Source organism: Arthrobacter sp. 24S4-2 (assembly GCF_005280255.1).
Lineage (GTDB): Bacteria > Actinomycetota > Actinomycetes > Actinomycetales > Micrococcaceae > Arthrobacter.
The window spans coordinates 5,214,207-5,226,522 of the sequence record NZ_CP040018.1 but is presented as its reverse complement, the minus strand read 5'-3'; the positions used below and the strand labels follow the sequence as shown (position 1 = coordinate 5,226,522).

At 66.1% G+C, this 12,316-nt stretch carries 13 protein-coding genes, 1 pseudogene and 1 riboswitch; of the genes and pseudogenes, 8 read left to right on the top strand and 6 right to left on the bottom strand.

Annotated features, from left to right (window positions below; genetic code table 11):
- Positions 1-11: 11 nt before the first annotated feature.
- Positions 12-404 (top strand): nuclear transport factor 2 family protein, encoded by a 393-nt coding sequence (locus FCN77_RS24295; protein ID WP_137324341.1) that lies wholly within the window; start codon positions 12-14, stop codon positions 402-404.
- A gap of 6 nt (positions 405-410) precedes the next feature.
- Here the strand turns inward: FCN77_RS24295 and FCN77_RS26460 are convergent, their stop codons facing one another.
- The 4 genes from FCN77_RS26460 to FCN77_RS24280 all read right to left on the bottom strand — a co-directional run bounded on the left by FCN77_RS26460 (position 411) and on the right by FCN77_RS24280 (position 2,589).
- The gene (locus FCN77_RS26460) at positions 411-563 is read right to left on the bottom strand and encodes a hypothetical protein (protein WP_217496199.1); all 153 of its coding nucleotides are present in this window, start codon (positions 561-563) and stop codon (positions 411-413) included.
- Between the two features lie 137 nt (positions 564-700).
- Positions 701-1,909: an O-succinylhomoserine sulfhydrylase gene (locus tag FCN77_RS24290; RefSeq protein WP_137324340.1), complete on the bottom strand. Its 1,209-nt coding sequence runs from the start codon at positions 1,907-1,909 to the stop codon at positions 701-703.
- A complete protein-coding gene (locus FCN77_RS24285; protein WP_137324339.1) occupies positions 1,910-2,329 on the bottom strand; it encodes a rhodanese-like domain-containing protein in 420 nt (139 codons plus the stop codon). It lies immediately after the preceding gene.
- Positions 2,326-2,589, bottom strand: a complete 264-nt coding sequence (locus tag FCN77_RS24280; protein WP_137324951.1) for a DUF1737 domain-containing protein — start codon at positions 2,587-2,589, stop codon at positions 2,326-2,328. The genes FCN77_RS24285 and FCN77_RS24280 overlap by 4 nt, the downstream gene beginning before the upstream one ends.
- Before the next feature lie 73 nt (positions 2,590-2,662).
- A riboswitch (SAM riboswitch) is annotated at positions 2,663-2,778 on the bottom strand.
- Positions 2,779-3,020: 242 nt separating this feature from the next.
- Here FCN77_RS24280 and FCN77_RS24275 point away from each other — a divergent pair.
- The 5 genes and pseudogenes from FCN77_RS24275 (at position 3,021) to FCN77_RS27250 (ending at position 8,302) form a co-directional block, all read left to right on the top strand.
- Positions 3,021-4,316 carry an NtaA/DmoA family FMN-dependent monooxygenase gene (locus FCN77_RS24275; RefSeq protein WP_137324338.1) on the top strand — a complete coding sequence of 432 codons (1,296 nt, stop codon included), beginning with the start codon at positions 3,021-3,023 and terminating at the stop codon, positions 4,314-4,316.
- Positions 4,276-5,942 (top strand): annotated as a pseudogene (locus FCN77_RS24270) (aromatic amino acid ammonia-lyase). Before FCN77_RS24275 ends, FCN77_RS24270 begins: the two are co-directional and overlap by 41 nt.
- A 2-nt stretch (positions 5,943-5,944) precedes the next feature.
- Positions 5,945-6,907, top strand: coding sequence for a PLP-dependent cysteine synthase family protein (locus tag FCN77_RS24265; RefSeq protein WP_254678738.1), 963 nt, complete (start codon positions 5,945-5,947; stop codon positions 6,905-6,907).
- A gap of 256 nt (positions 6,908-7,163) precedes the next feature.
- Positions 7,164-7,877 (top strand): EAL domain-containing protein, encoded by a 714-nt coding sequence (locus tag FCN77_RS27255; protein ID WP_254678737.1) that lies wholly within the window; start codon positions 7,164-7,166, stop codon positions 7,875-7,877.
- A complete protein-coding gene (locus FCN77_RS27250; RefSeq protein ID WP_254679063.1) occupies positions 7,862-8,302 on the top strand; it encodes an EAL domain-containing protein in 441 nt (146 codons plus the stop codon). The genes FCN77_RS27255 and FCN77_RS27250 overlap by 16 nt, the downstream gene beginning before the upstream one ends.
- Here the strand turns inward: FCN77_RS27250 and FCN77_RS24255 are convergent.
- Complete coding sequence (locus tag FCN77_RS24255; RefSeq protein ID WP_137324337.1) at positions 8,299-8,946, bottom strand: GNAT family N-acetyltransferase; 648 nt, start codon at positions 8,944-8,946, stop codon at positions 8,299-8,301. The two genes, FCN77_RS27250 and FCN77_RS24255, sit on opposite strands and share 4 nt — an antisense overlap.
- Positions 8,947-9,098: 152 nt before the next feature.
- Here FCN77_RS24255 and FCN77_RS24250 point away from each other — a divergent pair, with 152 nt between their 5' ends.
- Positions 9,099-9,683, top strand: coding sequence for a DinB family protein (locus tag FCN77_RS24250; protein WP_137324950.1), 585 nt, complete (start codon positions 9,099-9,101; stop codon positions 9,681-9,683).
- Positions 9,684-9,766: 83 nt separating this feature from the next.
- Here the strand turns inward: FCN77_RS24250 and FCN77_RS24245 are convergent, their stop codons facing one another.
- Positions 9,767-10,711 (bottom strand): aminodeoxychorismate lyase, encoded by a 945-nt coding sequence (locus FCN77_RS24245; RefSeq protein ID WP_137324336.1) that lies wholly within the window; start codon positions 10,709-10,711, stop codon positions 9,767-9,769.
- A 123-nt stretch (positions 10,712-10,834) separates the two neighbouring features.
- Here FCN77_RS24245 and cls point away from each other — a divergent pair, with 123 nt between their 5' ends.
- Positions 10,835-12,310: a cardiolipin synthase gene (gene cls / locus FCN77_RS24240; protein ID WP_175417383.1), complete on the top strand. Its 1,476-nt coding sequence runs from the start codon at positions 10,835-10,837 to the stop codon at positions 12,308-12,310.
- Positions 12,311-12,316 lie beyond the last annotated feature (6 nt).

Sequence of the window (12,316 nt, the reverse complement as noted above, 5' to 3'; positions counted from 1 at the left end):
AGGTACCCGATATGGGAACCCAGGAGAATGTTGAACTGGTCCGGCGCGGCTACGAGGCCTTCAACGCAGGTGACATGGCAACCCTTGGCGAGATGTTCGCGGAGGATGCAGTCTGGCATGTGGCCGGAGACGGCGTGCTGTCCGGAAAGAAGGAGGGGCGCGACGCCATCCTGGCCTATTTCGGTGAACTCGGAACGCGTTCCGGAGGCAACCTGAAGGTGACCGTTGAGGAGATCATCGGTGGGGAAACCAACACCGTTGCGGTGCAGAACAACCGTGCAGAGAACGGCGGCCGGGCCCTGGACCAGGACGGCGCAATTGCATTCCGGGTGGCTGACGGCAAGATCACCGAGGGGCGGGAGTTCTTCCAGGACACCGCGAAAGGCGACGCATTCTGGGCCTAGCCGAACCTACAGCGAGACCCAGTACTTCCGCACCTCCGGCACCGCGGCCGCAACCAGTTCGCCACTGATGGGAACCGACGCCTCGGCCACACCAACGTCATCCCACTGCGCCACCACCCGGGTATCCCCCCAGCGGTAGCGGCCAGAGCCAGAACCCACGGTTGACGGAGGGGCGCCGGGTGACCCGCAAGGCGCTTTTTTAGCGCGAACGGTCAGTTAAGGCCCTCAAAATGCAGGAATCAGGGCCGTATCTGCCCGTTCGCGCTGTTCGTTCGCGCTATTCCGATCTGCGTTGGTCAGATCTGCTTGAGTGCCTGCTCCAGGTCGCGGATGAGGTCGTCAACATCCTCGAGCCCCACGGACAGCCGCACCACGCCGTCGCTCAGCCCGATGGCCGCACGGCCTTCCGGACCCATGGCGCGGTGCGTGGTGGTGGCCGGGTGGGTGATCAGTGACTTCGCATCGCCGAGGTTGTTGGAGATGTCGATGATCCGCAGCGAATCCAGCAGCGCGAAGGCGGCCTCCTTCGCCGTACGGCCCCCGGACGCTGAAAGCTCCAGCGTGAGCACTGTGCCGCCGGCCTTCATCTGCTTGGCGGCCAGTTCGTACTGCGGGTGGGATTTCAGGAGCGGGTACTTGACCCAGCTGACGGCGGGCTGCTCCTCAAGCCACTCGGCCAGGCGAAGTGCGGAGGCGGAGGAATGGTTGACGCGCAGCGCCATGGTTTCCAGGCCCTTGGTCAGGACCCAGGCGTTGAATGCGGACAGCGCCGGCCCGGTATGGCGCATGAGCTGCTTGACCGGTCCGTCGATGAACTCCTTGGTGCCCAGGATGGCACCGCCAAGGACCCGGCCCTGGCCGTCGATGTGCTTGGTGCCGGAGTAAACGATCACGTCGGCACCGAGTTCGCCGCAGCGCTGCAGTAGGGGAGTGGCAAAGACGTTGTCGACGACGACGGTCGCCCCTGCCGCGTGTGCCAGTTCGCTGACAGCGGCGATGTCCACGATTTCCTGCATCGGGTTGGACGGCGACTCGAAGAAGACCGCCGTCGTCGGCTCCGAAAGGGCGGCGCGCCACTGCTCAAGGTCCGGGCCGTCCACAAACACAGTTTCCACGCCCCACCGGGGCAGGATCTCGTTCAGGATCACAAAGCAGGAGCCGAACAGCGAGCGTGCGGCCACAACGCGGTCACCGGCAGCCAGCAGGGCACCCAGTGCCGTGAAGACGGCGGACATTCCCGACGCCGTCGCAAAGCACGCTTCGGTGCCTTCGAGCAACCGGAGCCGCTCCTGGAACGTGGCCACGGAGGGATTGCCGTAGCGGGAGTACACAAACCGTTCGTCCTCGCCGGTGAAGGCGCGCTCGGCAGCTGCCGCGGATTCATACACGAAGCCGGAGTTCAGGAAGATCGGCTCCGCGGTCTCCTGGAAATTGGTGCGGTCAAGACCGCCGCGAACAGCCTGGGTGTCAGGGCTCCAGCCGGCGGCGTCGGGGTTGAAGGTCACTTAGTTCTTTCCGAGGTTGGTGGGCAGGCCGCGGTTCTTCCAGCCGTTGACGGTGCGCTCGCCCCATCGGTCCGGTTCGCCCTCAAAGCCTTCAAGGACGTTGTAGGCCGTGAACCCGGCCTGCGTGGCGGCAATTGCGGCGGCCACCGAGCGCGCGCCGGAACGGCAAAGGAACACCAATTCGACGCCGGTGTCCTCCGGAGCCTGCTGCTTCAGCTGGTCGACGAAATCCGGGTTGGGGATGCCGCCGGGGAAGGTCCACTGGATGAAGAGGGGATCATTTCGCTTTTCGTTGGCGGACGCCGTTTCCGGGATGCCGATATGCGCCCACTCGCCCTCGGTGCGGACATCCACCAGGACTGCGCCCTGTTCCAGCTTGGCCCAGGCGTCCTGCGGGCTCAGGTCTCCGGCGTAGCTCACGCGTGCCCCTCGAAACCGTCGCCGGGGAAGTCGGCGTCGAAGTCGAGCTCGTCCACCGCGGTTGCCACAGCAGCGTCGGCAGTGGCGATGGCTGCCGGAAGGATCACAGCCTGCGCAACGATCACGGTGGTGCCGTTGAACGTGGCCGCCGGGCTCCCGTGCAGGACGTAGCCTTCGGCCAGCGCCGCGGAGATGCGCTCGCAGAAGGAACGGTCATCCGGGCCGGTGATCAGGCGGTACGCCAGCTTTTCCTGGGACAGGTCCTGGCCAGCGGCAGCCGGGGCGGCGGCCGGAACCAGTTGGGCGGGGGCGTCAGACACGACGGGTCTCCTTCTCTCACGCTTGCAGCTCGAATTGGTCGATATGCCGAGTATTCACCTGAGGCACCCCGCCGCGAAAGGGAGGGTTGCCGACCGGCCAGTCAGGGCTTGGCACCGGTTCTCATTACTCCCCAAAAACGTAACACTTACGACGGCGGCCCGCACCGCCGTCGTCGTCATCTTCCGTAACGGGACCACGCGCAATGCGCAATCAACCCGGAGCCAATCGGGGGTTATTGCGGCCCGTACATGACCCTGCGTTGCAGTTACAAATGGCCGCACCGGGAGGATAATGACGGGAGATGAACCGCTGTAACGCCGGATGAAACCAGGCAGCCGTGAACAGATCCAACGGGAATACAGTCAGTCCCATGCTGCACTTCGGTTGGTTTGTGGGTCACGGATTTGGCGTCCAGGGCTGGGGAACGCCCGGCTACGGCGTCGGCTACGACTGGAAAAAGCCGGCGCTCTATCAGCACGCCGTGCGCGAATTCGAGCGGGCCGGGCTGGACCTGTTCATCATCGAGGACTCCCTCACGGTTCCGGACACCTACGGCGGCAGTGCCGAGGTGTCGCTGGCGCAGGCGTCCTTTGCGCCCAAGCACGATCCGCTGGCACTGGTCCCGTACCTGCTCTCCGCCGCGGAACACCTGGGCATTGTTCCCACGGTCAGCGCCTCTTTCTACCCGCCGTTTACGGCAGCCCGGCTGCTGGCCACCCTGCAGCACTTTTCCAACGGCCAGCTGGGCTGGAACGTGGTGACGTCCGGCAGCGACCTTGCCGCGCAGAACTACGGGCTGGACCAGCAGATCGAGCATGACCTCCGCTACGAGAAAGCCGAGGAGTTCGTGGTCGTTGTCCGCAAACTCTGGCGCAGCTGGGCCCCCGACGCCATCCTGGAGGACGCGGAAGCGGGCGTCTTTGCGGACCACACGAAGGTCCATCCGATCAACCACAACGGCGAGTTCTTCAAGGTCCGGGGGCCGCTGAACACCGCACCGCTGCCGGAGGAGCCGGTGCTGGTCCAGGCCGGCGCGTCGCCGCGGGGCAAGGCCTTCGCGGGCGCAAACGCCGACGTCGCAATAGCCCTGGCCCGGGGCGCGGACGGCATGAAGGACTACCGCAACTCCATCCGGGCGGAGGCCGCCGCGGCCGGCCGGAACCCAGACGACGTCAAGGTGCTGTTCGTCCTCAAACCCACCGTGGTGGGCTCCCGCGCCGAGGCTGATGACCTCCGTGAGCAGCGCCGGCAGCTCACGCAGCGCGACATCGACAGCCAGCTGAACTCCATCTCCTACCTCTCGGTCATCGACTTCAAACAGTTCGACCTCGACGCGCCGCTCCCCGAACTCACCACCAACAGCAACCAGGGGACCCTGGACCACTTCGCCAAGGCAGGTCCGCCCGGATCCACGCTGCGCCAGCTCCTGCAGGCACGCAGCGGCGGCGCGGGCGACAGCATCATCGGCACGGCCGAGGACATTGCGGAGTACCTCGAGGAGACCGGCGCCCAGGTGGGTGGGGACGGGTTCCTGTTCTCCGGCTTCGTAGACCCGGCCACTGTTCACGGCGTCCTGGATCGCCTGGCGCCGGTGCTGCGGCGGCGGGGGCTGCTCCGTACAAGCTATGGCGACGGCGGGTTCCGCCGGAACCTGCTGGACTTCTAGCGCCATGGGAAACGGCGGCAGCACTTTCCTCATCGGCACGGCGCACGTGCGTGCCAAGGACATCGCTGAGGCCGCGGCGGATCCGGCCATGAAATTCGTCCTGAGCACGGACGCGCTGGAGCTGATCGGGCTCTCCCGGGAAGTGGTGCAGCAGGCCATCGACTCCGGCCACAGGGTGTACGGACTGAACACCCTGCTCGGTTCGGGGCGTGACACTGCCGTGGACGAGAAGTCGATCCTCGCGTACCAGGTGCAGGTGGTGCGCTACCACAACAGCGGTGTGGGGAGTTGCTGGCCGCTGATGAGGTCCGCGCGGTGATCCTGGCGCGGCTGGTGGGTTTCAGCCGCGGCGGCTCCGGCGTCCGGCCGGAAACGGCCCGCTTCTATGCCGAAATGCTCAACCGGGGCGTGGTGCCGGCGGTCCCCCGTGATGGGTCCGTGGGCTCCGCCGACCTGACCCACCTCGCCGCCGTGGCCGCCGTCGCCATCGGGGAAGGCCGGGCGGTATCGCCCGACGGCGGCCTGCTGCCGGGCGGGCAGGCGCTCGCCGAAGCCGGGCTGGCGCCGCTGGAACTGGCGCCCGGTGAAGCGCTGGCACTGGTCAGCTCCAATTCCTATTCGATCGGCGTCGGCGCGCTGGTGCTGCACCGGAGCCTGCGGCTCGCCGACCTGGCGGACACTGCGCTGGCGTTGTCGCTGGAGGCGACGGCACGGCACGACGGCGGCGGGAACCTTAGCCCGTTTTCGCCGGCGGTGCAGGCGGCCAAGATGGTGGCGGGCCAGACTGTCACGGCGGCCCATGTGCTGCGGCTCCTTGAAGGGGGCTGGCTGGAGGATCCTGACCGGGAGGTGTCCGTGCAGGACGCGCTGTCCTTCCGGGCGGCACCCCAGACCCACGGAGCTTTTAGGTGGCAGGTCACTGCCCTGGAAGACGCACTGGAGGTGGAGCTCAACGGGCGGGGGGACAACCCGCTCACCGATCTCGCCTCCGGCCGGATGGTCTCCGGCGGCAACTTCCAGCCCATGCAGCTGGCTCTCTCGTTCGAGGCGCTGCGGCTGGGGCTGGCCCATCTGGGTATCAGCAGCGAACGCCGGATCGCCAAGCTCTACCCGCCGCAGCGGCGCATCCGTCAGCGCCACCTCGAGGCAGCCAGGAACGGGGCTGCCCTCGAATCGGAACAGCTGCCCGGTCTTCTCTGGTATTCGGCGGCCGGGCTGCTGGCCGAGCTCAAGGCCCTCGCGGGGCCGGCCACCCTGGGTGCACCCACACTGTCCGCGGATGTGGAGGACCACTCCACTTTGGCGCCGCTGGCCTTGCAGCAGCTGGAGAGATCCGTGGACGCGGCCGAAAAATTGCTCGCGATCGAGGCCCTCACCGCCGTGTATCTGCTGGGCGGGGCGGAAGCGCGGGCGGTGCGTCCGCTGGGGAAGGGGACCGGCGTCGTCGTCGACCTTCTTTCCGGGCTGCTGGCCCGGCACTTGCCGGCGGCAGACTTGGTGGACCAGGCGCGCGCCGAACTGAACGGCGCCCTCAATGGTGCCCTGGACGGCTTCTTGAACGGCTTCTTGAACGGCGCCCTCCGGGGCGGCCTCAGCGGCGCCGTCAAGGGCGGAGTGGAAAGGTGAGCATGAGCACCATGACAGGCAGGCACGCGGTTCAGGAAGCTGACGTTGCGGCGGACGCTGCCGCCGTGCTGGCGCAGGTGGGAAACACTCTGCTGGTGCCCTTGAACGTCCTGAGCAGAGGGCTGGGCAGTACTGTCTACGCCAAGCTGGAATCTGACAATCCCGGCGGCTCCATCAAGGACCGCACCGCGCTGAGCATGGTGCGCGCCGCGGAGCGCAGCGGCGAGCTCCGGGCAGGTGCGACCATCGTGGAGAGCACCTCGGGGAACACCGGGATCGGGCTGGCGCTGATCGGTGCGCTGACCGGACATCCTGTGGTGGTGGTCACCGGGGACACGATTTCGTCGGAAAAGCTCGCAGCCCTGCACCGATATGGCGCCCGGGTGGTGATGACGGACTGGACGGCGCCGGCGGAGTCGCCGGAGAACGCGCGGGCTGTGGCGGCCCGGATCACGGCGGAAAATCCGGGCGCCTGGCGGCCGCAGCAGTTCGACAACCCCGCCAACCCGCTGGCCCACTACGAAGGAACGGCACCGGAAATCTGGCAGCAGACCTCCGGCAAGATAACGCATTTAGTGGCCGGCATCGGCACCGGCGGCACCATCAGCGGCACCGGCCGATACCTGAAGGAAAAGACGGGCGGACACGTTGAGGTGATCGCCGCGGATCCCTTCGGCTCCGTATACAGCGGCGGCCACCCCGGCGAGATCCTGGTGGACGGGGTAGGGAATTCCTGGCCGGAAGCCGAGTGGCCCAAGATCTTCGACCGCGGCATCGTGGACCGCTTCCTGCGCATCCCCAACAACGAGGTTTACACCACCGAGCACCTGCTGCTGAACGAGGAGGGGCTGTCCCTGGGGCCCTCCTCGGGACTGGCTGTGGCCGCCGCCCTCAGGGTTGCGCGCGCCGCCCCGCACGGATCCGTAGTGGTGGCAATGGCCCCGACTCGGGCAGCAACTACCTAAGCAAGGCGTTCAACCCGGTGTGGCTGGCGGACAACAGCATCCATTTGGCAGCGGAATTCGTGGAGGAATAGCGCGTCCGCTTAGTATCACGAGTCGGACACAAGTTCGGAGACAGGTACAGACAGACAACACGGTCGCGTTGTACGCTTTTGAAACGTTCGCGGTTCCTGCATCCTCGAATTAAGAATGCGGTGTATCCACGGACGGGTCCCGGGCTCAGCCGGGACCAGCACTTATAAAGGAATAGCCAATGTCAATGGATGAGACTTCTTTTCCAGCATTGACCGATGGAGCATCGACGACGGGCAGGGGACCCCAGTCGATCCCGTCCGCGGACGCTGGTGATTCGGCGATCCGCGGACAGGCGCGGGACATCATCGAGTCTGTGCTGGATGACGCTACTCCGCAGAGCGAGTGGGCTCGAGACCAGTTGCGCAGCCGGATGGAATCACACCCGGGAAATCCCGAGCGCGCCCTGCTGGAGCACCTGATTGCAACCAGGGGCATCACCGACGAGCAGACGGACGAGCCCGGCCTGCACCTGGTTCAGGAAGAAAACCTTCCCACCCCCGATTTGCCCCTGCCTGATGAGGACTACGGCGAGCCCGTGCTGTTTACCCGCCGCAGCAGGCGCCGCATTGAGGCGATCCTGGGCGACAGGATGCTCCTCACCGCGTTCCAGCCCATCCATGAACTTGCCAGCCGGAACGTTATTGGTGCGGAGGCGCTGACGCGTTTTGTCAGCGACGATGGCGCCAGCGCGGATCACTGGTTCAACGAGGCCGCCGCGGTAGGCCTCGGCCCCGACCTGGAGTTCGCCGCACTGCAGGCAGCCCTTGTTGCTGCGGAACAGTTGCCGGCGGACGTCTATGTGAGCCTGAACCTGTCACCGGCCGCGTGCCTCGACCCCGCCTCCGGGTGTTTGTGGAACAATCCCGGCTGGCCGTGGACCGGATGGTCATCGAACTGACGGAACGGCTTGCCGAGGATGAATATGCTCCCCTCGTCGCTGCCCTTGCACCCCTGCGGCAGCGCGGACTCCGCGTGGCCGTGGACGGTGCGGGAGCAGGCTTCGGATCGATGAGCCAGGTCAAGCAGCTCAGCCCTGACATCATCAAGCTCGACCGCAACATGATCGCCGGGATTGACCGTGGCGCAGGGCAGCAGACCCTTGGCGCGGCCATGGTGGAGTTCTCCAGGCAGATCGGCGCGGACCTGGTGGCCGAAGGCATCGAAACCCAGGCTGAGCTCAGCTCCGTCATGGAGCTCGGAATGGTCACCGGGCAGGGATACCTGTTGGGCCGACCCTCCGTCCAGCCGCTGGACTGGGCCGCCTGGCACACCGCTGCCGGAGAGAAGACGTCCGTCTCGGGATCGGCCGGCCCGGCAGCCTAGCCCGAATCGGGACGCTCTCTCATTTCCCGTCGCGTGGGTTGGGACGCTCTCTCCCTTCCTGCCGCCCGAATCGGGACGCTGTCGCAGTTACTGTCGTCCGGGTGGTGACGCTGTCGCAGTTCCTGCGGATCACCGACGGCGGAGAGCGGCCGTTTCATGACAACGCGAGGCCAGGCATCCAAACCGTGGGCCGCTTCTTCCGCGACCATCTCGCGGAGCCCCGGCGACCAGCGGTCCTCAGGAACCGGCACAAATCCCAAGCGTGCGTAGTACGGTCCGTTCCAAGGCACGCACGCAAATGTGGTCAAGGTGAGTCCTTGGAGGCCCGAGGCAGCTGCCCAGCGTCCTACTTCTTCGATGAGGGCTTGGCCTAGGCGCTCGCGGGCGTGACGCGCGTGCACGGAAACCTGCTCGACGTGTGCGCAGCCGTCGATCTCGCTCACCAGAATGTACGCCGCCGGATAATCGAAGCTGTCCGTGGCCACCCAAGCCCTCCCCGCATCCGCGTAAGCTGCCAGCACATCCGAACTTAGCGGCGGATCATCGGCGACGGATGCAATACCGAGACCGCGGAACGGCTCGCCCGCACTGACTTCGATGGCCTGCATCCTGCTGAGGTCCCCACGGTTCGCCTTTCGAATCATCACGCCATTCAATCAGGGTGACTGTCCACGAAGGGACCTCAGGGCTTTCCCTCGGACCCAGTGAGAGAGCGTCGGTGATTTTCCCGCTGGAAGTGGGAGAGCGTCGGGGATTTTGAGGCAGGAAGTGAGAGAGGATCGGTATAGTGCCCGCTATGGATGACAAGGCAACCCTGCACCGCTACTTGCGCACGCGGCGCGATGACCTCCTCGGCAAGCTCGACGGCCTGGACGAGTACGACGCCCGCAGGCCGCTGACGCCGACTGGCACGAACCTCTTGGGCCTGGTCAAGCATGTGGCAAGTGTGGAACTGGGATACTTCGGCGAGGTCTTCGGCCGGCCTGCGCCCAAGGAACTGCCGTGGCTTGACGATGATGCCGAGCCCGACGCCGACCTGTGGGCCGGCACGGAGGAGACGCGGGAACAGATCGTGGAACTCCACCGGTTCTCTGCCGAGCACAGCGACGCCACGATTGACGCCCTCCCGCTGGACGCACCTGGTGTGGTGCCGTGGTGGCCCGAAGAGCGGCGGCACGTGACACTGCACCAGATCCTGGTTCACATGTGCGTGGAAACCGCCCAGCACCTTGGCCACGCCGACATCCTCCGCGAGCTCATCGACGGATCAGCTGGCCAGCGGCCCGGGGACCCCAATCTGACCACGCGGACCACCGAAGAATGGGTCGCCCACCGGGCCCGGATCGAGGCGGCCGCCCGCGCGGCAGCAGACGAAAAGTGAGAGAGCGTCGGGATTAACCCGACGAAAAGTGAGAGAGCGTCCGGATTAACCCAACGAAAAGTGAGAGAGCGTCGGGAGCAGCCCTACGCGATCGTGGCGAAGAGTTCGTTGAGCTCGGCGGTCAGCTGCTTGCGCAGTGCGGGGGTGCCGATTTCCTTGCCGTCGATGTGGTTCACGGGAGCCAGCAGCCGGATGCTCGAAATCAGCCATACTGCGTCGGCATCAAAAAGGTCCTGCGGTTCCAGCGGCCCGTAGCCGAGTTCCCACCCTGCCGCCTTGGCCGCTGCGAAAAGTGCGCCCTGCGAGGTGCCGGGGAGGATGCCGCTGTCCAGCTGGGGCGTGATGAGGCGGCGGACAGTGCGGGTGCCGCCGGCGCCGTCGTCGGACGTGTCAAGGTGCGCGAGCAGTACCGTTGATGTGGGGCCTTCCAGGACCCGGCCGTCGGACGAGGTGAAGATGACGTCGTCCGCCCCCTGTTTGTGGGCGTACCGCAAGGCGGCCATGTTCACGGCGTAGGAAAGCGTCTTGGCGCCGAGGAGCAGCCACGGCGCGCGTTCTCCCACTTCGCTGTCGTAGCCGCGGTCCAGGAGGATGACGTCGATTCCGGTCTCCCGCTGACGCTTGCCGGCTGCGGGAACCGGCGATGCCTGGACCCAGCATGTGGGCGTGGATGTGCCTTCGGTGCCCCGGGTGCAGATCAGCTTCACCACGGCCTCGTCCTCTTCGGGCGTGCCGGCCGGGTGCTGGGAACGGTATTCGCTGACTGCCGTCCCGATGGCCCGGCGCCATGCGTCCTCGGCGGGAATCTGCAGGTCCAGTGCCCTGGCGGAACCTTCCAGGCGCTTCAGGTGGGCATCGAGTTTTCGTGGGTTTGCGCCCAGGGCGAGCATTGATTCAAAGACGCCGTCGCCGCGGGTGGCGCCCTGGTCCGTAGCCATCAGCTGCGGCTGTGAGGCATCGGCGATCCGGCCGTCGTCGAACCGGGGGTCAAGGAATACCAGCACGGTGGCCGGGGCAACGGAAGTCATGTCTCCAGCTTAGCCGCGGCCTCCAGTCAGCCCACCGATGTTCCCGGCCCTGCGCGGGATAGGCTGTGCTGAGCGCCAGTTCCGGAACCGGTCCGGCTGGCGAGGAACCGTGGGAGTCTGTCTGTGTTGTGGCCGTTTCCGCTGGTGGGCACCGCGCCCACGTGGCTTGTCTTTGCGCTGAGCCTCGTTGACCTGGTCATCCGGGTGCTGGCTTTGGGGATTATTCCCGGAAACCGCCGCCCCACCACGGCCATGGCGTGGCTGCTGGGGATCTTCTTTGTCCCGGCCCTCGGCCTGATCCTGTTCCTGCTGTTCGGGAACTTCAAGCTGTCCCGCAGGCGCCGGGCGCAGCAGGACGCCGTCAACAAACGGGTCCGGGCCGGCACGTCCCAGCTGGACGCCGTCGAAAGCCGCTACGGCGGCCCCGAATGGGTGGCGTCCGCCGCGGAACTGAACAAGACACTGGGGTCCCTGCCCATGGTGGACGGTAACAGCGTTGAGCTCCTGCCTGGATACCCCGACTCCATCAACGCCATGGCGGCCGCCGTGCGCGAGGCGAAGGAATTCGTCAACGCCGAGTTCTACATCATGAGCACCGACCACATCACGGATGACCTCTTCGCCGCCCTGGAAGAGGCCGCCGAGCGCGGAGTCCAGGTCCGTGTGCTCTTCGACCACCTCGGCACCCTGCGGATCAAGGGCTACCGGAAACTCATCAGGCGCCTCAAGGCGAGCAAGATCCAGTGGCGGCCCATGCTGCCGCTGCGGCCGGTGCACGGGCAGTGGCGCCGTCCGGACCTGCGCAACCACCGCAAGATCATGGTGATCGACGGCGAAATCGCCTTCACGGGTTCCCAGAACCTGATCGAGCCCTCCTACAACAACCCCCGCCACCGCAAAGTGGGGCGTGAATGGGTGGAGCTCATGGCCAGCCTGCGCGGGCCGATTGTCACCACGCTCAACGTTGTGTTCGCCACCGACTGGCTCAGTGAGACGGACGAATCGCTCGAGGACCAGCTGGCCCACCGGCCCGAGATTGCGCCGGGCGGCGTGACCGCCCAGGCCGTTCCCAGCGGCCCCGGCTTCATCACCGAGAACAACCTGCGCCTCTTCAACACCCTCATCTACTCCGCCCAGCACAAGATCTCCATCTGCAGCCCGTACTTCGTTCCGGATGATTCGCTGCTCTATGCGGTGACGACGGCGGCGCAGCGGGGCGTCGACGTCGAACTTTTCGTATCCGAAAAGGGGGACCAGTTCCTGGTCCACCACGCGCAGCGGTCCTACTACGAGGCGCTGCTGGAAGCGGGCGTGCGGATCTACCTGTACAAGGCACCGTTCGTGCTCCACGCAAAGCACTTCACCATCGACAACGAAGTTGCCGTCCTGGGCTCCAGCAACATGGACATGAGGTCCTTCTCGCTCAACCTGGAGGTTTCGGTGATGCTCCTGGGCGCCGACATCGTGGCCAAGATGCGTGCCGTGGAGGACACCTACCGGGACATTTCCCACGAGCTCAAGCTCGAGGACTGGATGCAGCGGCCCATGGCGGCCAAATACGTGGACAACGTCGCGCGGCTCACGGCCACCCTGCAGTAGGCGGGC